General features: G+C 68.1%; 18 protein-coding genes. 10 read left to right on the top strand and 8 right to left on the bottom strand.

The genetic code is table 11. The annotated features are described in order from the left end of the window. Positions 1–5: 5 nt before the first annotated feature. Both tsaE and DMO17_RS02475 read right to left on the bottom strand, forming a co-directional pair. A complete protein-coding gene (gene tsaE, locus DMO17_RS02480) occupies positions 6–467 on the bottom strand; it encodes a tRNA (adenosine(37)-N6)-threonylcarbamoyltransferase complex ATPase subunit type 1 TsaE (protein WP_110680722.1) in 462 nt (153 codons plus the stop codon). Beyond that, the gene (locus tag DMO17_RS02475) at positions 455–1,945 is read right to left on the bottom strand and encodes an NAD(P)H-hydrate dehydratase (RefSeq protein WP_110680721.1); all 1,491 of its coding nucleotides are present in this window, start codon (positions 1,943–1,945) and stop codon (positions 455–457) included. The genes tsaE and DMO17_RS02475 overlap by 13 nt, the downstream gene beginning before the upstream one ends. Before the next feature lie 64 nt (positions 1,946–2,009). Between DMO17_RS02475 and queG the strand changes: the two genes are divergently transcribed. Then, positions 2,010–3,080: a tRNA epoxyqueuosine(34) reductase QueG gene (queG, locus tag DMO17_RS02470; RefSeq protein WP_110680720.1), complete on the top strand. Its 1,071-nt coding sequence runs from the start codon at positions 2,010–2,012 to the stop codon at positions 3,078–3,080. Between the two features lie 17 nt (positions 3,081–3,097). Here the strand turns inward: queG and orn are convergent, their stop codons facing one another. Both orn and DMO17_RS02460 read right to left on the bottom strand, forming a co-directional pair. Then, positions 3,098–3,643 (bottom strand): oligoribonuclease, encoded by a 546-nt coding sequence (orn, locus tag DMO17_RS02465; RefSeq protein ID WP_110680719.1) that lies wholly within the window; start codon positions 3,641–3,643, stop codon positions 3,098–3,100. Positions 3,644–3,681: 38 nt separating this feature from the next. Next, positions 3,682–4,452 (bottom strand): class I SAM-dependent methyltransferase, encoded by a 771-nt coding sequence (locus tag DMO17_RS02460; protein WP_110680718.1) that lies wholly within the window; start codon positions 4,450–4,452, stop codon positions 3,682–3,684. Positions 4,453–4,539: 87 nt separating this feature from the next. On the opposite strand from DMO17_RS02460, the gene rsgA reads away from it, so the two are divergent. Further along, positions 4,540–5,571, top strand: a complete 1,032-nt coding sequence (gene rsgA / locus DMO17_RS02455) for a small ribosomal subunit biogenesis GTPase RsgA (protein WP_110680717.1) — start codon at positions 4,540–4,542, stop codon at positions 5,569–5,571. Positions 5,572–5,605: 34 nt separating this feature from the next. Here the strand turns inward: rsgA and motB are convergent, their stop codons facing one another. Both motB and motA read right to left on the bottom strand, forming a co-directional pair. After that, entirely contained in the window at positions 5,606–6,664 is a 1,059-nt protein-coding gene (gene motB, locus DMO17_RS02450; RefSeq protein ID WP_110680716.1) for a flagellar motor protein MotB, read from the bottom strand. A gap of 13 nt (positions 6,665–6,677) precedes the next feature. Then, positions 6,678–7,529, bottom strand: coding sequence for a flagellar motor stator protein MotA (gene motA / locus DMO17_RS02445; RefSeq protein ID WP_110680715.1), 852 nt, complete (start codon positions 7,527–7,529; stop codon positions 6,678–6,680). 119 nt (positions 7,530–7,648) lie between these two features. Here motA and DMO17_RS02440 point away from each other — a divergent pair, with 119 nt between their 5' ends. The 5 genes from DMO17_RS02440 to DMO17_RS02420 all read left to right on the top strand — a co-directional run bounded on the left by DMO17_RS02440 (position 7,649) and on the right by DMO17_RS02420 (position 15,043). Beyond that, positions 7,649–9,178 (top strand): HDOD domain-containing protein, encoded by a 1,530-nt coding sequence (locus DMO17_RS02440; RefSeq protein ID WP_110680714.1) that lies wholly within the window; start codon positions 7,649–7,651, stop codon positions 9,176–9,178. Between the two features lie 46 nt (positions 9,179–9,224). Then, positions 9,225–10,040 (top strand): rhodanese-like domain-containing protein, encoded by an 816-nt coding sequence (locus tag DMO17_RS02435; protein ID WP_110680713.1) that lies wholly within the window; start codon positions 9,225–9,227, stop codon positions 10,038–10,040. A gap of 14 nt (positions 10,041–10,054) precedes the next feature. Then, the gene (asd, locus tag DMO17_RS02430) at positions 10,055–10,918 is read left to right on the top strand and encodes an archaetidylserine decarboxylase (protein ID WP_110680712.1); all 864 of its coding nucleotides are present in this window, start codon (positions 10,055–10,057) and stop codon (positions 10,916–10,918) included. Positions 10,919–11,099: 181 nt separating this feature from the next. Further along, entirely contained in the window at positions 11,100–12,911 is a 1,812-nt protein-coding gene (locus DMO17_RS02425) for a molecular chaperone (protein WP_110680711.1), read from the top strand. 65 nt (positions 12,912–12,976) lie between these two features. Further along, the gene (locus DMO17_RS02420) at positions 12,977–15,043 is read left to right on the top strand and encodes an EAL domain-containing response regulator (protein WP_110680710.1); all 2,067 of its coding nucleotides are present in this window, start codon (positions 12,977–12,979) and stop codon (positions 15,041–15,043) included. Positions 15,044–15,097: 54 nt separating this feature from the next. Here DMO17_RS02420 and serB read toward each other — a convergent pair whose 3' ends face one another. Then, complete coding sequence (gene serB, locus DMO17_RS02415) at positions 15,098–16,312, bottom strand: phosphoserine phosphatase SerB (protein ID WP_110680709.1); 1,215 nt, start codon at positions 16,310–16,312, stop codon at positions 15,098–15,100. A 146-nt stretch (positions 16,313–16,458) separates the two neighbouring features. Here serB and DMO17_RS02410 point away from each other — a divergent pair, with 146 nt between their 5' ends. Both DMO17_RS02410 and DMO17_RS02405 read left to right on the top strand, forming a co-directional pair. Then, positions 16,459–17,997, top strand: a complete 1,539-nt coding sequence (locus DMO17_RS02410) for a histidine kinase (protein ID WP_110680708.1) — start codon at positions 16,459–16,461, stop codon at positions 17,995–17,997. Continuing rightward, entirely contained in the window at positions 17,994–18,566 is a 573-nt protein-coding gene (locus tag DMO17_RS02405; RefSeq protein WP_110680707.1) for a metal-dependent hydrolase, read from the top strand. The genes DMO17_RS02410 and DMO17_RS02405 overlap by 4 nt, the downstream gene beginning before the upstream one ends. Here DMO17_RS02405 and waaA read toward each other — a convergent pair. Continuing rightward, entirely contained in the window at positions 18,509–19,783 is a 1,275-nt protein-coding gene (waaA, locus tag DMO17_RS02400) for a lipid IV(A) 3-deoxy-D-manno-octulosonic acid transferase (RefSeq protein WP_110680706.1), read from the bottom strand. The genes DMO17_RS02405 and waaA overlap by 58 nt on opposite strands. Positions 19,784–19,911: 128 nt before the next feature. On the opposite strand from waaA, the gene DMO17_RS02395 reads away from it, so the two are divergent. Continuing rightward, positions 19,912–20,244, top strand: a complete 333-nt coding sequence (locus DMO17_RS02395; RefSeq protein WP_110680705.1) for a DMT family transporter — start codon at positions 19,912–19,914, stop codon at positions 20,242–20,244. Positions 20,245–20,255: the final 11 nt, after the last annotated feature.

Raw genomic sequence — 20,255 nt, 5'->3', positions numbered from 1 at the left:
GACTCTTATAAGGCAGCACACCACGCCTCGGCCCGCGCGCTATGTGGCTGCAACTGCAGCGCACGGCCGACTCCTTGCGGGCTAATGGTAATGTCCAGGTCCGCCTTTGGCAAAACGCCGACGCCGCGCTGCGGCCACTCGATCAGGCACAGGGCGTCGCCCTCGAAATAGTCGCGGATGCCGAGAAACTCCAGTTCTTCGGGGTCGGCCAGGCGGTACAGGTCGAAGTGGTAGACCCGCGCCTCACCCAGTTCGTAGGGCTCGACCAGGGTGAAGGTCGGGCTCTTCACCGCCCCGCCATGGCCCAGGCCGCGCAGGATACCGCGCGACAGGGTGGTCTTGCCGGCGCCCAGGTCGCCGTGCAGGTAGATCACCCCACGACCGCCGGTGGCCCGGGCGAGGCGCGCGCCCAGCTCGAGCATGGCGTCCTCGCCTTCGGCGTAGCGGGTCAGGGTCACTGCAGACATGGCGCATGCTCCTCCAGCAGCTGACGAATGGTCGGAATCAGGTCGCTGGCCGCCAGGCCGCGGCCCTGTGCACCCAGGCGCTGGCCGGCGCTGGCGTGCAGCCAGACGCCCAGGCAGGCCGCCTCGAACGCCTCAAGCCCCTGCGCGCGCAGGGCGCCAAGCAGGCCGGCCAGCACATCGCCCAGGCCGGCACCGGCCATGGCCGGATGGCCGCAATCGCACAGGCGCAGGCGGCCATCCGGCGCGGCCACCAGGCTACCGGCGCCCTTGAGCACCACCACCGCCTGGTACTTCTGCGCCAGGGCCAGAGCCGCCGCCGGGCGATCGGCCTGCACGGCGGCGATGGTGACGCCGAGCAGGCGCGCCGCCTCGCCGGGATGCGGAGTGATCAGACTGTCGGCCGGCAGCTCGACGCAGCCCGTCGCCAGCAGGTTGAGGGCGTCGGCATCCCACACCTGCGGCCGCGCGCTGGCCGCCGCCGCGCTGAGCAGGCTGCGACCCCAGGCCTGCTGGCCGAGACCGGGGCCGACCACCAGCACGTCGGCGCGCTGGCACAGGCCGGGCAGCTGGTAGGTGGACTCGGTGGGCTGGCACATCACTTCGGGCAGTCGGGCCAGGCTGGCGGCCAGGTGCTCGGGGCGGGTGGCCAGGGAGACCAGGCCGGCGCCACCGCGCAGGGCGCTTTCGGCACTGAGCAGGGCGGCACCGCCGAAGCCGTGGTCGCCACCGATCACCAGCACCTGGCCGAAACTGCCCTTATGCGCCGTGCGGGCGCGCGGCGCCAGCCGCGGCAGCGCTTCACCGGCCAGGCGCAGGGCGACATGGGGCTGCCGGGCGACCAGCGCCGGGTCGGCCTGCAGGTCGTCGAACAGCAGTTCTCCGACCCAGTCCGGCGCATCGCCGGTGAACAGGCCGAGCTTCAGGCCGATGAAGGTCACGGTCAGGTCGGCGCGCACCACCTGCTCCGCCACCGCTCCGGTATCGGTGCACAGGCCGGTCGGTATATCCACCGCCAGCACCGGCCGCCCGGAGGCGTTCATCGCCTCGACAGCCTTGGCGTAATGGGGCCGCAGTTCGCCGGCAAAACCAGTGCCGAGCAGGGCATCGACCAGCACCCCGCGCAGCTCGGCGTCTTCGCCCCAGGCCTCGACCACCACGCCGGCGGCCAGCGCCGCGTCGCGGGCCGCGGCGGCATCGCTCTGCAGCCGCTCCGGTTCGCCGACCGCCAGCACGCGCACGGCCCAGCCGGCGCGCTGGGCCAGCTCGGCGATCAGGTAGCCGTCGCCGGCGTTATTGCCGGCGCCGGCCAGCACGCTGATTTCGCCGGCCTGCGGCCAGCGCCGGCGCAGCGCGCGCCAGGTGGCATGGGCGGCGCGCTGCATCAGTTCGAAGCCGGGCGTACCGGCGGCGATCAGGCGGGCATCCAGGTCGCGCACCTGGGCAGCGCTGTAGAGAGGAAGGGGCAAGGGATCGGACATGGTTCGGCGATTCGGGCGAGGTCTGGCAGAATTATACCCATCTCCCCTGCCTCGCCGCCCCGTCATGTCCGACTCCCTCCCCGATCTCGCGCAACTGGCGCAGTCCATCAAGGACTGGGGCCGCGAGCTGGGCTTCCAGCAGGTGGGCATCACCGGGATCGAGCTGGGCGAGCACGAGGCGCACCTGCAGCGCTGGCTGGAGGCCGGCTACCAGGGCGAGATGGACTACATGGCCGCCCATGGCTCGAAACGCTCGCACCCCGATGAACTGGTGCCCGGCACATTGCGGGTGGTGTCGCTGCGCATGGACTACCTGCCCGGCGATACCCGGATGGCCGAGCGCCTGGCCGAACCGGAAAGCGCCTACGTGTCGCGCTACGCCCTGGGCCGCGACTACCACAAGCTGGTGCGCAAGCGCCTGCAGCAGCTGGCCGAACGCATCCAGAGCGCCATAGGCCCGTTCGGCTACCGCGCCTTCGTCGACAGCGCGCCGGTGCTGGAGAAGGCTATCGCCGAGCAAGCCGGCCTCGGCTGGATCGGCAAGAACACCCTGGTCATCAACCGCAAGGCCGGCAGCTGGTTCTTCCTCGGCGAGCTGTTCGTCGATATCCCGCTGCCGCTGGATGCGCCGCACGGCAGCGAGCACTGCGGGCGCTGCTCGGCCTGCCTGGACATCTGCCCGACCCAGGCCTTCGTCGGCCCCTATGTGCTGGACGCGCGGCGCTGCATCTCGTATCTCACCATCGAGCTCAAGGGACCGATCCCCGAGGAGCTGCGCGCGCCGATCGGCAACCGCGTGTTCGGCTGTGACGATTGCCAGATCGTCTGCCCGTGGAACCGCTTCGCCCGCCCCACCGAGCAGTCCGACTTCCGGCCGCGCCACGGCCTGGACAGCGGCGGCCTGGCCGAGCTGTTCCTGTGGAGCGAAGAGGAATTCCTGGCCCGCACCGAAGGCTCGCCGCTACGTCGCGCCGGCTACGAGCGCTGGTTGCGCAACCTGGCCGTGGGCCTGGGCAATGCCCCATCGACCATCCCGGTGCTCGAAGCCCTGCAGGCGAGGCGCGAGCATCCGTCCGCCCTGGTGCGCGAACATGTCGAGTGGGCGCTGGCGCGCCATGAAAAAGGCCCGCGCTAGGCGGGCCTTGGGCCATCTCACACTTTCAGGAAGTGCTCGCGATAGTGCCTGAGCTCGGCGATGGACTCGCGGATGTCGTCCAGCGCCTGGTGGGTGCCCTGCTTCTGGAAGCTGTCCCTGACCTGCGGCGCCCACATGCCGGCGAGGATCTTCAGGGTCGACACGTCCAGGTAACGGTAGTGGAAGTAGGCCTCCAGCGCCGGCATGTACTTGTAGAGGAAGCGCCGGTCCTGGCCGATGCTGTTGCCGCAGATCGGCGACTTGCCCTTGGGCACCCACTGCTCGAGGAAGGCGATGGTCTGCGCCTCGGCCGCCGCCGTGTCGATGCTGCTCTCGCGCACCCGCCGGGTCAGCCCGCTCTCGCCGTGGGTGCGGGTGTTCCACTCGTCCATCCCGGCCAGCACCGCATCGCTCTGGTGCACGGCGATCACCGGCCCTTCGGCCAGCACATTGAGATCGCTGTCGGTGACTATGGTGGCGATCTCGATGATCACGTCCCGCTCCGGCTCCAGCCCGGTCATTTCCAGGTCGATCCAGATCAGGTTGTTGGGATTCTGCGGCATGCTCTCTGCTCCTCTGCGAATGCCGGCAGTTTAGCCGCTCACAGCCGCCAGAGCAGCAGCCGCGACGCGCGCCAGTCGTGCAGCTCGATCACCTCGTCAGCCGGCACGCCGGGGATGTCGAAGCTGTTGCTGACCAGCAGGCTGCCCGGGCGCATCTCGGCCCTGGCCTTGGTCCAGAGCCTCGCCATGGGCGCCGGGGAGAGGAAGCAGTAGACCGCGTCGTAGCCGCCCAGCGGCTCAACCCACAGGCTGCGGTAGCGTACCCGGCAGTTGCGGTACGGCAGGCAGCGCAACCAGGCCAGCACAAACACCAGCGGCGCGGTTTCCACCCCGACCAGGCGCGCCCGCGGGTAGTCGCGCGCCAGCTGCACCAGGGCACCGCCCAGGCCGCAGCCCAGGTCGACGAAGCGGAAATCCGCCGGCAGCCTGGCCAGGCGCTCGCTCAGGCGCTGGCGCGTGCGCGCCCCGCTGAGATAGAGCGGCACCCGCTCGCGCCAGCTGTTCCAGTTGACCAGCAGCAGCAGCACGAAGGCGGCGAGGAACCACCAGGCCGGCCACTGCCGGCTGTGCAGCGCCAGCAGGCCGGGGACGAACGCCAGGTTCAGCAGCAGCCACCAGCGGCGCAGCCCCAGCCAGTGCCCCAGCGCCGCGGCCAGTATGCCCTGGGCCAGGGCCGCCTGGGCGAGCGTCGGGCGCCAGCCGCCAAGGCGCGCCAGGGCCAGCAGCAACGCCGCCACTCCGGCCAGGGCCAGGAGCTGGGCCAGCAGGGCGAGCAGTGCCGGGTAGCGGGAGCGCAGGTGTTCGAGCATGGCGCCTGTTGTACCAGCAGGCCGCCGGCAGAACCAGCCGCCCCCCGTGCTAAACTCGCCGCCGTTTTCTTATCCTTCGGAAAGGCCATGGCCAAACGCCAGTTGACCCGCCGGCAGAGCTGGCGCATCGAGAAAGTCCAGGAAGAGCGCGCCGCCCGTGCAGCCAAGCGCGAATCGCGCCTGCTCGAGGAGCTGGAAGGTGGCGACCTCGGGCCCGAGCAGACCGGCCTGGTGATCGCCCACTTCGGCGTGCAGGTCGAGGTCGAGGCGCTGGAAGGCGAGCTGACCGGGCAGATCCAGCGCTGCCACCTGCGCGCCAACCTGCCGGCGCTGGTCACCGGCGACCGGGTGGTGTGGCGCGCCGGCAACCAGGGCCACGGCGTGATCGTCGCGCAGCTGCCGCGCACCTCGGAGCTGTGCCGCCCGGACATGCGCGGCCAGCTCAAGCCGGTGGCGGCCAACGTCGACCAGATCGTCATCGTCTTCGCCCCGCTGCCGCACCCGCACGCCAACCTGATCGACCGCTACCTGATCGCCGCCGAACACGCCGGCATCACGCCACTGCTGCTGCTGAACAAGGCCGATCTGATCGACGACGAGAACGCACCGCACGTGGAGGGGCTGATCGCCACCTACCGCCAGCTCGGCTACGAGCTGCTGGAAGTCTCGGCCCGCCAGGGCGGCGGCATGGAGCTGCTGCAGGCACGCCTGGACGGCCACGTCAGCGTGTTCGTCGGCCAGTCCGGAGTGGGCAAGTCGTCGCTGGTCAACAGCCTGCTGCCGGGGGTTGATACCCGCGTCGGCGAGCTGTCGGAGGTCACCGGCAAGGGCACCCATACCACCACCACGGCGCGCCTGTTCCACTTCCCCGGCGGCGGCGAGCTGATCGACTCGCCCGGCATCCGCGAATTCGGCCTGGGCCATGTCAGCCGGGCCGACGTGGAGGACGGTTTCATCGAATTCCGCGACCTGCTCGGCACCTGCCGTTTCCGCGACTGCAAGCACGATCGCGAGCCCGGCTGCGCCCTGCTGCAGGCCCTGGAAGACGGGCGCATCCAGCCGCAGCGCATGGCCAGCTACCGGCACATCCTGGCCAGCCTGCCCGAGCCGGAATACTGATACACAGAGGCCGCGATGATCGCGGCCTCTTGGTTTATTCCTGCGGCTGGTCGAACTGCAGGGCGCCATCCTCGAAGATGTTCAGGCGCTGGCGCAGCTCCTCCGGCTGCGCCGGCTCGTCGGGCGCCGTCGGGACCGAACCCGGAGCCACCACCTCGGTAGGCACACGCGACTCGACGGGGGACGGCGGCTCTGTGGATTCTCCCTGGCCATCGCCATCCTGCTCGCCCTCGATGGCACGCTGGGCCTTCTTGGTCAGGACGATGATGTCGATGCGCCGGTTCACCGGGTTGAACGGATCGTTGCGGTCGAACAGCGCCGAGGAGGCGTAGCCCACCACCCGTGCCACCCGCTCGTCCGGGTAGCCGCCGGCCACCAGGGTGCGCCGCGCGGCGTTGGCGCGATTGGCCGAGAGCTCCCAGTTGCCGAACTCGCCATCGCCAACGAAGGGCTTGGCATCGGTGTGGCCGCTGACGCTGATCTTGTTCGGCACCGCCTTGATGGTTTCGGCGAGGATCAGCAGGATGTCCTCGAAATAGGGCTGCAGGCGCGCGCTGCCGAGGGCGAACATGGGCCGGTTCTCGGCATCCATGATCTGGATGCGTAAGCCGTCCTGGGTAATCTCGAAGAGAATCTGGTCCTTGAATTTCTGCAGCTCGGGATTTTCCTCGACCTTGGTCTGCAGTTCCTGCAGCAGCAGCTCCAGGCGCTCGCGCTCGATCTGCTCGGCCAGGCTTTCAGCCTGCTGCGCATCGACCTCAACCTTGTCGTCCTGCGAGTCGACTGCCGCTTCCTGGGCATCCGGCGCATCTTTGAGCTCCGGGTTGAGGGTGCGGTCAGGGGCCGGGGTGGGCGTACCGCCCAAGTCGATGACGTAAGGACTGGCACTCTCGGTGAAGCCGATAGGGTCCTGGAAGTAGCCGGAGATGGCCTTCTTCTGCTCGGGCGTGGCCGAGGACATCAGCCACATCACCAGGAAGAACGCCATCATGGCCGTGGCGAAGTCGGCGAAGGCGATCTTCCAGGCACCACCGTGGTGGCCGCCGGCAACCTTCTTGACCCGCTTGACCAGAATCGGCTGGTTGTTCTCCATGGCTCAGCCTTGATCAGTTGCCACGCATGGCCTGCTCGAGCTCGGTAAAGCTCGGCCGGTGCGCCGGCAGCAGGACCTTGCGACCGAACTCCACGGCCAGGGTCGGCGGCATGCCGGAGGCGGAAGCGACCAGGGTGGCCTTGATCGCCTCGTACAGATTGAGCTCTTCCTTGGCATCGTGCTCCAGGGCTCCCGCCAACGGCGAGAAGAAGCCGTAGGAGGCGAGAATGCCGAGGAAGGTGCCGACCAGCGCAGTGGCCACCTTCTCGCCGATCTGCGCGTTGTCGGCGGTGGCGAGGATCGACATGGTGATCACGATGCCCAGCACCGCCGCCACGATACCCATGGCCGGCATGCCGTCGGCGACCTTGGCCACCGCGTGGGCCGGGTGCTCCAGCTCTTCCTTGAGGCTGGCCAGCTCCATGTCGAACAGGTTCTCCAGCTCATGGGGCGCCATGTTGCCGCTGGACATGATGCGCAGGTAGTCGCAGATGAAGGCGGTCATCTGCGCATCCTTGAGGATGGCCGGGTACTTGCTGAAGATCGGGCTGGCGTTGGGATCCTCGACATCGGCCTCGATGGCCATCATGCCCTCGCGGCGGCTCTTGTTGAGGATCTCGTAGAGCAGCTTCAGCACTTCCAAGTAGAAGGCATGGGTGAAGCGGCTGCTGAACATCTTCAGCGACTTCTTGAACACCGTCATGAAGGCGCTGCTGGGGTTGGCCTGGAGGAAGGCGCCGAGGGCCGCACCGCCGATGATCATCACCTCGAAGGGATGCACCAGGGCCATGAACTTGCCACCGGACAGAATGAAACCGCCAAGAACGCAGCCGAGGACTACCAGGATGCCGATGATCTTGATCATGGGGAATTGAGCTTGATGAGTCAGTCGAAAGGGTTATTTCAAACAACCCTTCTAATTATCGGAAGTATTGCGCCAGACTATAGGCAGTAAAGGCGAAAAGCCAGTTTGGCTCAACCCGCATGCCCATATCCGCAAGCCGTCCTCGCAGTCTCGACGCCTGGCTCAAGCAGCTGGACGAGGTGCGCCTGCCCGTCGCCCGCCACCACCACGAGACCGTGCGCCGCACCCTGCAGGACGGCCGCAAGTCGCTGCGCGACATCGCCGAGCAGATGCAGCACAGCCCGGCCATCGCCCTGGCCATGCTGCGCGAGGCCAACCGCAGCGCCGGGAGTTTCGGCGAACCGGCGGAAAGCCTGGAGATGGCCCTCAACCGCCTCGGCCTGAAGCGTGCGGAAGCCCTGCTGGAGCAGCTGCCGTTGCTGGACGAGGCGCAGATACCCCTGCCGCTGCGCCAACTGCAACTGATCAGCCTGCATGCTTCGCAGCAGGCCAGCGGCCTGTTCGCCGGGCGCCTGGCGCGCCTGTGGCAGGAAATCCACTGGGGCAGCCTGCTGTTTCTCGCCCCGCTGTGGCCGCTGGTGGCGGCCCATCCCGAGCTGTTCGAGGCCTGGGAACGCCGCGTCCTGGGTTGCGGCGAGCCGGCGCCCAAGGTCGAACGCGAACTGCTCGGCACACCGCTGCTGGCGCTGTGCCTGGCGCTGGCCCGGCAGTGGCGCCTGCCCGACTGGATCATCCGGGGTTATCGCCTGCTGGTCGAGGACCGGCGCCTGCTGGTCAAGGCCTTGCACATCGCCCGCGACAACCAGCACCCGCTGCACCAGCAGCAGATGCTCGACGCCGACCCACCGCTGCGCCGCTGGCTGACCCAGCCGGGCAACAGCATCCTGCTGGCGAACGGCCTGGCCCTGTCCAGCCATCACAACTGGAGCTGCGAGCACCATCTGCGCTGGCAGCGCCTGACCGGACTCTACCTGCAGCTGGCCCTGCCGGAACTGCAGCAACTGGTGCATCAGCAGGCCGCACAGAGCGCGCGCCTGCATGATCGGGGCGAGCTGTGGCACCCGGCCGAAGCGCTGCTGTGGCCCTGGGATGCCTGCCGCCTGAAGCACCTGGCTCCGCCTGCGGCGCCCAAGCCTGCGGCGAATCCACAGCTGGAGCAGTGGAAACAGCATTGCGCACGCCTGCTGGCCCAGCCCTCGTCCTTTGCCAACGTACTGCAGCTGACCGACTGCGCCAGCCAGGCCCTGCAGGCCGGCGGCATGCAGCGCGTGCTGATCCTGCTGGCCGACCGCACGCACAGCCGCCTGCTGGCCCAGCAGGCGGCCGGCCTGCCCGCAGCGGCGGCGCAGCTGCGCCTGGAGCCGGCGCAGAGCCAGGTACTGCGCCGCCTGCTGGCCGAACCCGGACAGCTGCGCCTGAGCCCGGCCAACCTGGCCCAGGTCTCCGCCCTGCTGCCGGGCAGCCTCAAGGCGCTGTTCAGCGGCGAACACCTGATCCTGCGTTCGCTGGCCAGCAACGGCCGGGTGGTGATGCTGCTGGTCGCCGACCAGGGCGGCGGCGACATCGGCGCCGCGGCGGCACAGGTGTTCGGCAAGACCGTGCAATGCATCGAGCGCGCCCTGGCCACCTTCGCCCGCCGCGGCGCCTGACCTTTCCGCTACAATCCGCCTTTCCATTCCACCTCGGAGACTCCGCATGTCCGCCTTCTCCGGCCTGCCGCTGGTGATCGAACCGGCCGAGCTGGCCAGCCGCCTGCAGGCACCCGAGCTGATCCTGGTCGACCTCAGCGCCGCCGTCCGCTACGCCGAGGGGCATATCCCGGGTGCTCGCTGGGTCGACGGCAAGCGCACCCAGCTGGGTCAGCCGCCGGCGCCCGGCTTGCTGCCGGAACAAACCCAGCTGGAGGCGCTGTTCGGCGAACTGGGGCATCGCGCCGAGGCCGTCTACGTGGTCTACGACGACGAGGGCGGTGGCTGGGCCGGGCGCTTCATCTGGCTGCTCGACGTGATCGGCCACGCGCAGTACCACTATCTCAATGGCGGCCTGCAGGCCTGGCTGGGGGAAGGTCGAGAACTGAGCCAGGCGATGCCGGCAACGGTCGCCGCCAGTGTTGCCCTCACCCTGCACGACGAGCCCACCGCCAGCCGCGATTACCTGCAGAGCCGCCTGGGCGCGGCCGACCTGGCGATCTGGGACGCCCGCTCGCCCGCCGAGTTCAGCGGCGAGAAGGTGCTGGCCGCGCGCGGCGGCCACATCCCCGGCGCCATCAACTTCGAGTGGACCGCCGGCATGGATGCGCAACGCGGCCTGCGCATTCGCGCCGACATGGCCGAGGTCCTGGAGAGCCTCGGCATCAGCAAGGACAAGGAAGTGATCACCCACTGCCAGACCCATCGCCGCTCCGGCTTCACCTACCTGGTGGCCAAGGCGCTGGGTTATCCGCGGATCAAGGCCTATGCCGGCTCCTGGGCCGAATGGGGCAACCTGCCCGACACCCCGATCGAACATTGATGCAAGGAAAACCGATGAAAGAGCGCCTGTTTATCCTCAGCCAGTACCTGCTGCCGCACCACCTGCTGTCGCGCCTGATCGGCTGCGCCGCCGAGTGCCGTGCCGCCTGGTTCAAGGATCGCCTGATCGGCTGGTTCGCCAGGCAGTACCAGGTGAACATGGCCGAGACCCAGGTCGAGGACCTGACCGCCTACGAGCACTTCAACGCCTTTTTCACCCGAGCCCTGAAGGACGGTGCCCGCCCGCTGGATGAAGCCCCCGGCGCCATCCTCTGCCCGGCCGACGGCGCGGTCAGCCAGCTCGGCCCGATCGAACAGGGCCGCTGCTTCCAGGCCAAGGGCCACAGCTTCAGCGTTCTGGAACTGCTCGGCGGCGATGCCGAGCGCGCGGCGCCCTTCATGGGCGGCGACTTCGCCACCATCTACCTGTCGCCCAAGGACTACCACCGCGTGCACATGCCGCTGGCCGGCACCCTGAGGGAAATGGTCTATGTGCCGGGCCGGCTGTTCTCGGTCAACCAGACCACCGCGGAGAACGTACCCGAGCTGTTCGCCCGCAACGAGCGAGTGGTCTGCCTGTTCGACACCGAGCGCGGGCCGATGGCCGTGGTGCTGGTCGGCGCCATGATAGTGGCCAGCATCGAGACGGTCTGGGCCGGCCTGGTCACCCCACCCAAACGCGAACTGAAGACCACCCGCTACGACGCAGCCTCCCGCGCCGCCATCGAACTGGCCAAGGGTGGCGAGCTGGGCCGCTTCAAGCTGGGCTCCACCGCTATCGTGCTGTTCGGCCCACAGCAGGTGCAATGGGCCGAGGGCCTCGCTGCCGGCAGCCCGGTACGCATGGGCCAGGCCCTGGCACTGCCGCGCAGCGCCTGAGCCCGGTGGCGCAGCCGCCGCAACGGGCGGCTGCGGAACATCCGGCAAACCACTTGGGTCGAATGCTGCGGATTGCCTGACAAAAGCATGGCTGTCAGTGCGATACGATGCTGCTAGAGTCACAGGAAGCCCTTCGTCAGAAAGGGATGGCCCGCCTGCCTGCATAGACGCTGACCCCTGAATGGATAAACAAAGCCCTCACCTGTTCTTGCGCGCCCCCACCCCCGCCAGGCGAGGTCTGTCGTTCTGCGATGCCAGCCCGCGGGAGATGAAGCGCTGGATCGCCGGCCTGCCCAAGGCCAATATCGGTGAAACCGCTCGCCAGCTGTACCAGGGCCTGATCGAGCTGAACCAGCTGATCACCCCTGCGGACAATCGCCTGCAGCTGCTGGAGCTGCTGCGCCCGGAAGTGCACTTCGTCTGCAACCACCTGGAACGCCACTTCCTCAACCAGTCCATCGTGCTCGACGAGCGCCCGCGCAAGGTAGCCAACCTCTGCCAAGCGCTGCAGAGCCACCTGGCCAGCGGCTACAAGCAGATCATCGTCGAAGAGCTGCCGCGCTTCGCAAAGGAGCGCCCGCAGCTGCTGACCGTCGCCCTGCAGCGCGCCAGCCACAGCCTGTGCGCGCCACTGGTGCGGGCCAGCCAGCTTTACTGCCCGGTTCCCGAAGGCCTCTGGCTGGAACTGCACCAGCTCCATCGCCTGGCCCGCCAGCACGGTCTGCAGCGGGTACAGGTCCGCGACGGCCTGGCCCGCAACGGCCAGAGCCTGAGCCAGGAGCAGGCCTACATCGGCGCCCTGCTGCTCGGCTGCGCGCGCTGCAACCAGCTGCGTCAGAACGGCATCGCCCGCCTGGCCGAGGCACTGGAGCACTGGAGTACACTCGCTAGCCTGCAGCCGGCCGACGAGCCGCACAGCCTGTTCGTCATCGCCCCGCAGCTGGATGGTCCGCCGCGCTACAAGTCGCTGTTCGGCGAGGCGGAACTGCACCACCTGCTGGGCCTCGACCCGCATGACCTGGTCGATGCCATCAAGGAATACCTCCTGCTGCCGCCACACGAACTCGCCACGCATCGCCTGCAAGTGCCCGAGGGCATGTCGCCGGAGCTACTGCAGCACCTGGCCTCGGCCTGGGGCGACATCGCCGAGCGCACCTTCCAGCGCACCCCGGGGCGCGGCAACCTGACCCTGTGCATTGGCATGTCGGCGCTGCACTTCAACCTGGCCGGTAGACGCAGCTTCAGCGACCTGCTGCAGCACCCGGAAGCACCGCGCAGCGCCCAGTTCGGCCCTGGCGGAGCCAAGAGCGGGCCGGACATCTGGTCCAGCGCCTTCGACGCACAGCGCGAGAGCCGCTGGGAACCCGGCATGCCGCTGGAGGAGATCCAGTACAAGAGTGCCGCGAAGAACGGCGAGCCGGGCATCGAGGACAAGTCCGAGAGCTACCCGTCCTACGAGCTGTCGATCATCAACCACAGCCCCGGCGGCTATTGCCTGAGCTGGCCGCGGGAAGTCCCCGCGCAGCTGCAGGCCGGCGAACTGCTGGGCATCCAGGACGCCGCCGACCAACCCTGGAGCGTGGCCGTGGTGCGCTGGATTCGCCAGGTGCGCGGCGGCGGCACGCAGATGGGCATCGAGCTGATCGCTCCGCACGCTCAGCCCTGCGGCGTGCAGCTGGTGCGCAAGAGCGAGCAGAACAGCCAGTACCTGCGCGCCCTGCTGCTGCCTGAGATCCGCGTGATTTCGCGCCCGGCCACGCTGATCACCCCACGCCTGCCATTCCAGGAAAGCCACAAGGTACAGATCAACCACAACGGCAGGGAAACCCGCGCCATACTCAGCCGCAAGCAGGCCGGCAGCGGCAGTTTCAGCCAGTTCGAATATCGCGTGCTAGGCGAAGAAAAACCGCCGAGCGGGACCTCGGTCACAGCAGCGCAGGAGCCCGGCAAGGGCGGCGAGGAAGACTTTGACTCACTCTGGAAGTCGCTGTAGATTGCCGAGACAGACCATCCGTCGCCTTTTTGCGCCCGTTCTTCGGCGCACTCCGAACACACCCCATGGCCATCGAAAAAAAAACCATACGGCTGCTGATTCTTGAAGACTCGCAGAACGAGGCTGAACGCCTGGTCAGCCTGTTCCGCAATGCCGGGCGCGCGACCCGAGTGCACCGCGTCACCTCCAGCGACAACCTGGCCGAAGCCCTGCAGCAAAGCTGGGACCTGCTGATCTGCGCACCTTCCAGCGAACACCTCGAGCCCAGCGAGGCGATCACCGCGATCCGTCGCCAGGCCAAGGACATCCCGGCGATCCAGCTGGTCGCCGACAACGACTCCGAATCCATCACCGAAGCGCTGATGCTGGGCGCCCAGGATGCCCTGCCCCAGGGTGACGACGAGCGCCTGATCCTGGTGGCCAACCGCGAGCTGGCCAACCTCGAGGAGCGCCGCGCCCGCCGCGCCGCCGAAGTCGCCCTGCGCGAGGCGGAGAAACGCTGCCAGCTGCTGCTGGAAAGCTCGGTGGACGCCATCACCTACGTCCACGACGGCATGCACATCTATGCCAACCGCGCCTACCTCAAGCTGTTCGACTACGAAGACGCCGAGGAGCTTGAGGGCATGCCGATGATCGACCTGATCGCCAGCGAAGATCAGGCCGCATTCAAGGACTTCCTGAAGAACTACGCCAGCGGCGAAGGCAATGCCGAGCTCAGCTGCGGTGGGGTCAAGCCCAATGGCCAGCGTTTCCAGGCGCGGATGAACTTCTCGCCGGCGACCTACGATGGCGAGCCCTGCATCCAGGTGGTGATCCGCGCCGAAAGCGACAACGCCGAACTGGAAGAGAAACTGCGCGAGATCAGCAGCCAGGACCTAGTCACCGGCCTGCTCAACCGCGCACGCTTCCTCGAGCTGATGGACGGCGCGGCCCAGCGCGCGGTCAACGACGGACAGATCGCCAGCCTGGCCTACATCCGCCTGGATCGTTACAACGAGAAAGTCGGGGAAGTCGGCCTGGCCGGCATCGACCTTCTGCTCACCGATCTGGCCAACCTGCTGCGCAGCCACTTTGGCGATGACAGCCAGCTGGCCCGCTTCGGTGACGACGTATTCACCGTACTGCTGCCCGGCGTCGCGCCCCAGCAATGCCAGGACTCGCTGAGCAGCCTGCTGAAGAAGGTCGAGGGTCACCTGTTCGACGTCAGCGGTCGCACCGTGCAAGCGACCCTATCGATCGGCGTGGCCGGTCTCAGCGAGCAGACCAGCAAGGCCCAGGAGGTCGTCGACCGCGCCCACCGCTGCGCCGACGAACTCGAAGGCAATGCGATCAAGATCTACAACCCGGCCGACGAGCTGGCTGCCGCCGCCAACCGCGGCAGCCTGGTGGCCATGGTCCAGCAGGCCCTGGAGAACAACGGCTTCCGCCTGCTGTTCCAGCCGATCATCAGCCTGCGCGGCGACAGCGACGAGCACTACGAAGTGCTGCTGCGCCTGCTCGACCCCAAGGGCCAGGAAGTGCCGGCGGCAGACTTCCTGAGCGCCGCCAAGGGCGCAGGGCTGGCGGAAAAGATCGATCGCTGGGTGATCCTCAACTCGATCAAGCTGCTCGCCGAGCACCGCAGCAAGGGCCACAACACGCGCCTGTTCGTCCACCTGTCGGCCAACAGCCTGCAGGATCAGACCCTGCTGCCCTGGCTCAGTGTCGCGCTCAAGGCGGCGCGCCTACCCTCCGACTGTCTGGTATTCCAGATTGGCGAGGCGGATGCCGTGGCCTACCTCAAACAGGTCAAGACGCTCACCCAGGGTCTGGCGGAACTGCATTGCAAGGTCGCCCTCGGCCAGTTCGGCTGCGCACTGAACCCCTTCAACACGCTCAAGCACCTGCACGTCGACTTCGTGAAAGTGGACGGCTCCTTCTCCCAGGACCTGTCCAACGCCGACAACCAGGAGGCACTGAAGACCCTGCTGGCCAGCCTGCATGCCCAGGCCAAACTGACCATAGTGCCCTTCGTCGAGAGCGCCAGCGTGCTGGCCACCCTCTGGCAGGCCGGGGTCAACTACATCCAGGGCCACTACCTGCAGGGCCCCAGCCAGTCGATGGACTACGACTTCTCCGCCGGCGAGGAGTGAGTTGCGACCAGAAAAAGCCCCGCGGATGCGGGGCTTTTTTCATTGCAGCTGCCGTCACTCCTGGCCGTCGCGGTCGCGGAAGCCGAGCAGGTAGAGAATGCCGTCCAGGCCCAGGGTGGAAATCGCCTGCTTGGCCGACTGCTTGACCAGCGGCTTGGCGCGGAAGGCCACGCCGAGACCGGCCAGGCCGAGCATCGGCAGGTCGTTGGCGCCGTCGCCCACGGCGATGGTCTGCTCCAGGCGCAGGCCTTCCTTTTCGGCCAACTCGCGCAGCAGGTCGGCCTTGCGCTGGGCATCGACGATCGGCTCCACAGCCTGGCCGGTGACCTTGCCATCGACGACCTGCAGCTCGTTGGCGAACACGTAGTCGATTCCCAGCTTGGCCTGTAGCTGCCTGGCGAAATAGGTGAAGCCGCCGGAGAGGATGGCGGTCTTGTAACCCAGGCGCTTGAGTTCGGCGAACAGCACCTCGGCGCCCTCGGTCAGGCGCAGGGAGGCGCCGATTTCCTCCAGCACATCCTCGGACAGCCCCTGCAGCAGCGCCAGGCGCTCCTTGAAGCTGGCGCGGAAGTCCAGCTCGCCACGCATGGCGCGCTCGGTGATCTCGGACACCTGCTCGCCGACACCGTGAGCCTTGGCCAGCTCATCGATGACCTCGGCCTCGATCAGCGTGGAGTCCATGTCGAACACCGCCAGGCGACGGTTGCGGCGGAACACCGAGTCGCGCTGGAAGGCGATGTCGACGTTGAGTTCCTGGGCCACGCTGAGGAACTCGGCACGCAGCGCGGCGGCATCGGCCGGCTCGCCGCGCACGGAAAACTCGATGCAGCCCTTGCCCTGATCGGCCGGCATGTCCAGCGGCATGCGCCCGGACAGACGGTCGATATGATCGATATTGAGGCCGTACTTGGCGGTGATCGAGCTGACCCGCTGCAGCTGTTCGGCCGTGACCTTGCGCGTCAGCAGGGTGACGATGTAGCGCGGCTTGCCCTGGCCACCGACCCACTGCTGGTAATCATCTTCCGACACGGGGGTGAAACGCACCTGCTGGTCCAGCTTATAGGCGGTGAACAGCACATCCTTGAGCACCGACGAGGCCTGCTCGGTGTCCGGGATCTCGACCAGGATGCCGAACGACAGGGTGTCGTGGATCACCGCCTGGCCGATGTCGAGGATGTTCACCCCGCCCTGCGCCAGCACGCCGGTGATGGCCGCGGTCAGGCCCGGGCGATCTTCCCCGGTGATGTTGATCAGGACGATTTCGCGCAAGGCTTCACTCCAGGCGTACAAAAGGGTCGGCGAAAAGGCGCACATTCTAACCGTTTTCAGCCTTGGCAGGGCACGGGCGGCGCTTTGCCCGCCTGGGGGTGCTGGTTATACTGCGCGGCAATTCCATTCGAGAAGAGCCGCGCTCTGTGAACCGGCCCGCCCAGGTCAAGCCCGACAATTTCTTCCTGTTGCTGTTCAATGCCCTGCGCCAGCGCCGCGTACCGCTGGCCCTGCGCATCGCCAGTCACAGCCTGCTGCTGGTCGCCCTGGCCCTAGTGATATACGCCTGGGTCATGGGCATGCAGTTCAAGCAGGCCATGCAGCAGCAGGCCGACGCCCTCGGCCAGAGCCTGACCGTGCAGACCGCCGCCTCAGCCACCGAACTGCTGGTGTCCAACGACATCCTCAGCCTCAACGTGCTGCTCAGCAACCTGGCGAAGAACCCCTTGGTGGCCCACGCGGCCATCTACAGCGTGGACAACCGCATCCTCGCCGAGGCCGGCTCGCGCCCGACCCAGAGCATCCTCGGCGAGACCGAGGGCCTCTACTCCACCCCCATCACCTTTCAGGAAGTGATCGCCGGCCAGCTGCGCATCAGCCTGGACATGCAGCAGTTCCAGCAGCCGATGACCATCAGCCTGCAGAGCATGGGCCTGCTCAGCCTGATCCTGCTGGCCCTGGCCCTGTCGCTCAGCCTGCGCCTGGGCCGGCACATCTCCACCCCGCTGCTGCAGCTGCGCGTGTGGCTGCGCGACCCGGACGACCCCGCCCCCGGCGCCGGTCGCCAGGACGAGATCGGCGATCTGGCGCGCCAGCTGCAAGCTCGCCTGGTGCCGGAGAAGCCGGAGCCCGAGCCGCACCACTACGCCGAACTGGATGACGAAGACCACTTCGTCGACGAGCAGGCAGAGCGCGAACCCGACTTCGACATGCCGGACCTGCGCGCCGACGTCGACCACGCCGATGAACTCGCCCCGCCCGCACAGCGCCCTGCGGCCGTCGCCCAGCATGACGAAGACGATCCTTTCGCCGACCTGCGTGACCTGCAGGCCGAGATGCCGGCACCGGAATTCGCGCCCACCCCGGCAGCCGCCGCGCCCCATGAGCCGCAACAGCACATCAGCAGTGCCGTACTGGCCATCCAGCTGGGCGCCCAGGAACAGCTGCGCCATCTACCGCGCGCACGCCTGCTGGAACTGCTGCAAAGCTATCGCGACTGCCTGGAGCAGGCTGCGGCGCTGTACCAGGGCAAGCTGTTCACCCTCAACGACGGCAGCAGCCTGATGCTGTTCAGCAGCGAGCACAGCGGCGAGGACTACCTGACCCACGCCCTGTGCTGTGGCGAGCTGATGCGCGCCCTCGGCCACGCCCTGCAGATCGAGGTGGCCGACAGCGGCATCACCCTGCAGCTGCAGCTGGGCCTGACCCGTAGTGACGAGGAGATCAGCCCAAGCCAGGCCGAACTGCTGCTCAGCGAGGCAGCCCAGGACGCCCTGGCCCTGGCCCAGCACAGCCGCAACCTGCTGCTGGTGCAGCGCAGCGTTGCCGATGATCCGCTGCTGCGCCAGCGTGCGCGCATTCGCGCCATCGCCAGCCCGGAGGGTGCCAGCTGCGTCGAGCGCCTGCTCGACCCCTACCCCTCCCTGCTGGAGCGCCAGTTGGCGCGTATGCACGAACACTCGTGACCACCCTGATCAGCCACCCGCTGCCGACCCTGGCACTGGGCCTGGCCCTCGGCCCGCGCGTCATCCCCCCACGCCTGCTGCTCGCCGGCCTGCTGTGCAGCCTGCTGCCGGACGCCGACATGCTGGCCTTCAAGTTCGGCATCGCCTACGCCGATGCCTTCGGCCACCGCGGCTTCAGTCATTCGCTGCTGTTTGCCGGCCTCGTCGGGATGCTTGCCGCGCTGAGCTGCCGCCTGCTTGGCTGCGGGCCGCTCAGGGCCTTCATCTGGCTGGCCCTGGCCACCGTCTCGCACAGCCTGCTGGATGCCGCCACCGATGGCGGCCTCGGCGTGGCCTGGTTGTGGCCGTGGAGCGAGCAGCGTTTCTTCCTGCCCTGGCGACCGATCGAGGTCTCGCCCTTCGTCCAGGGCTTCTTCAGCGCACGCGGCCTGGAGGTGCTGCTCTCCGAGGCACGCTGGGTGTGGCTACCGTGCCTGGCCCTGGGGCTCGGCGGCATCGCCCTGCGCGGCCTCTACACTCGACTCAGCAAGCGCTCCAGCCCGGCCAGCAGGCGCGCCAGCGCGCCCTGATTGGCACGCAGCACGCCCAGCCCGGCCTCCGCCCGCCGCGCCGCCTCGGTCGGGTTGGCGAACAGCCGGCGCAAGGCCGCATGCAACTGCCCGGCATCCGCCACCTCCAGCAGGTCGCCGGCCTCGCGCAGCTGGGCGGCGATCTCCAGGAAGTTGAACAGGTGCGGGCCGGCCAGCAGCGGCTTGCCCAGCGCCGCCGGCTCCAGCAGGTTGTGTCCGCCATTGGCGACCAGGCTGCCGCCGACGAAGGCCAGGTCGGCCAGCGCATAGAGGAACAGTAGCTCGCCCAGGGTATCGCCGACCAGCACCTGCACATCCGCCGCCAGCGCCTCGCCGGTGGAGCGACGCAGCGTGGTGAAGCCCTCGCGCCGACACAGCTCGAACACCTGAGTGAAACGCTCCGGGTGGCGCGGCACCAGAATCAGCAGCGCATCCGGCCGCTCGGCGAGCAGCTGGCGGTGAGCCGCCAGGATCACCTCATCCTCGCCGGCATGGGTGCTGGCGGCGATCCACAGCGGCCGCTGCGCCGCACCCCAGGCCCCACGCAGCTCGGCGGCGCGATGCGGCAGCTCGGGATCGACGCTGAGGTCGAACTTGATCGAACCAGTCACCTCGACCCGCTCGGGTCGCGCGCCCAGCTGGCGGAAGCGTTCGGCCTCGGCGGCGGTCTGCACGGCGATCAGAGACAGCTCGGCGAGCATCGGCGCGGTCAACCGGGAGAAGCGCGCATAGCCACGCGCCGAGCGCTCGGACAGACGCGCATTGGCCAGCGCGACGGGAATACCGCGCCGATGACAGGCGTGGATATGGTTGGGCCACAGCTCGGTCTCCATGATCACCGCCAGGCGCGGCTGCAGGCGACCGAGGAAACGCGCGCAGGCCCAGGGCAGGTCGTAGGGCAGGTAGCAGTGCTGGATGCGTGAACCGAACAGCGCCTGGATGCGCTCGGAACCGGTCGGCGTCATGCAGGTGACGGTGATCGGCAGCTCGGGATGGCGCGCCAGCAGCTCGCGGATCAGCGGCGCGGCGGCGATGCTCTCGCCCAGGGAGACCGCATGGACCCAGATGCCGCCGGTTCTGAAGGCCGGCAGGCCGATGGCGAGGCGCTCGCCGATGCGCTTGCCGTAGGCCGGCGCACGCCAGGCGCGCCACAGCAGGCGCAGGAAGATGAACGGCAGGGCCAGGTGCAGGATCAGGGTATAGAGGGTTCTGTTCATGGGCGCGCAGCTTAGCAGGCCACCGGCGATCTACCTACGCTGCCACCGTTACGCCTCGCCAGGGCTTGGCAGCGGCCCACGGCCAGGGCGGCATGCCACAATGCGCGCCGAGCCCCCGGAGAATGCCCATGAGCGGATACCTGTACCTGGCCATCGCCATAGTCGCCGAAGTGATCGCCACCACCGCGCTGAAAGCCGTGGAGGGTTTCAGCAAGCCGCTACCGCTGACCCTGGTAGTGATCGGCTACGGCATCGCCTTCTGGATGCTCAGCCTGGTGATGAAGAGCATTCCCGTGGGCGTCACCTACGCCATCTGGTCGGGCCTGGGCATCGTGCTGATCAGCATCGCCGGGCTGCTGGTCTACGACCAGAAGCTCGACCTGGCGGCCCTGCTCGGCATCGCCCTGATCATCGCCGGGGTGCTGGTGATCCAGCTGTTCTCCGGCAGCAGCGGCCACTGAGCCGGTATACT

Origin of the sequence: Aquipseudomonas alcaligenes (genome assembly GCF_003205495.1) — a bacterium.
Lineage (GTDB): Bacteria > Pseudomonadota > Gammaproteobacteria > Pseudomonadales > Pseudomonadaceae > Aquipseudomonas > Aquipseudomonas alcaligenes_B.
Note: the sequence above shows the minus strand (reverse complement) of the source record. Positions and strands in the feature narration are given on the sequence as shown.

Excerpts from the sequence above, each read along its gene's own strand:
- tsaE (WP_110680722.1), bottom strand. The coding sequence starts at position 467 with ATGTCTGCAGTGACCCTGACCCGCTACGCCGAAGGCGAGGACGCCATG.
- DMO17_RS02475 (WP_110680721.1), bottom strand. The coding sequence starts at position 1,945 with ATGTCCGATCCCTTGCCCCTTCCTCTCTACAGCGCTGCCCAGGTGCGC.
- queG (WP_110680720.1), top strand. The coding sequence starts at position 2,010 with ATGTCCGACTCCCTCCCCGATCTCGCGCAACTGGCGCAGTCCATCAAG.
- orn (WP_110680719.1), bottom strand. The coding sequence starts at position 3,643 with ATGCCGCAGAATCCCAACAACCTGATCTGGATCGACCTGGAAATGACC.
- DMO17_RS02460 (WP_110680718.1), bottom strand. The coding sequence starts at position 4,452 with ATGCTCGAACACCTGCGCTCCCGCTACCCGGCACTGCTCGCCCTGCTG.
- rsgA (WP_110680717.1), top strand. The coding sequence starts at position 4,540 with ATGGCCAAACGCCAGTTGACCCGCCGGCAGAGCTGGCGCATCGAGAAA.
- motB (WP_110680716.1), bottom strand. The coding sequence starts at position 6,664 with ATGGAGAACAACCAGCCGATTCTGGTCAAGCGGGTCAAGAAGGTTGCC.
- motA (WP_110680715.1), bottom strand. The coding sequence starts at position 7,529 with ATGATCAAGATCATCGGCATCCTGGTAGTCCTCGGCTGCGTTCTTGGC.
- DMO17_RS02440 (WP_110680714.1), top strand. The coding sequence starts at position 7,649 with ATGCCCATATCCGCAAGCCGTCCTCGCAGTCTCGACGCCTGGCTCAAG.
- DMO17_RS02435 (WP_110680713.1), top strand. The coding sequence starts at position 9,225 with ATGTCCGCCTTCTCCGGCCTGCCGCTGGTGATCGAACCGGCCGAGCTG.
- asd (WP_110680712.1), top strand. The coding sequence starts at position 10,055 with ATGAAAGAGCGCCTGTTTATCCTCAGCCAGTACCTGCTGCCGCACCAC.
- DMO17_RS02425 (WP_110680711.1), top strand. The coding sequence starts at position 11,100 with ATGGATAAACAAAGCCCTCACCTGTTCTTGCGCGCCCCCACCCCCGCC.
- DMO17_RS02420 (WP_110680710.1), top strand. The coding sequence starts at position 12,977 with ATGGCCATCGAAAAAAAAACCATACGGCTGCTGATTCTTGAAGACTCG.
- waaA (WP_110680706.1), bottom strand. The coding sequence starts at position 19,783 with ATGAACAGAACCCTCTATACCCTGATCCTGCACCTGGCCCTGCCGTTC.
- DMO17_RS02395 (WP_110680705.1), top strand. The coding sequence starts at position 19,912 with ATGAGCGGATACCTGTACCTGGCCATCGCCATAGTCGCCGAAGTGATC.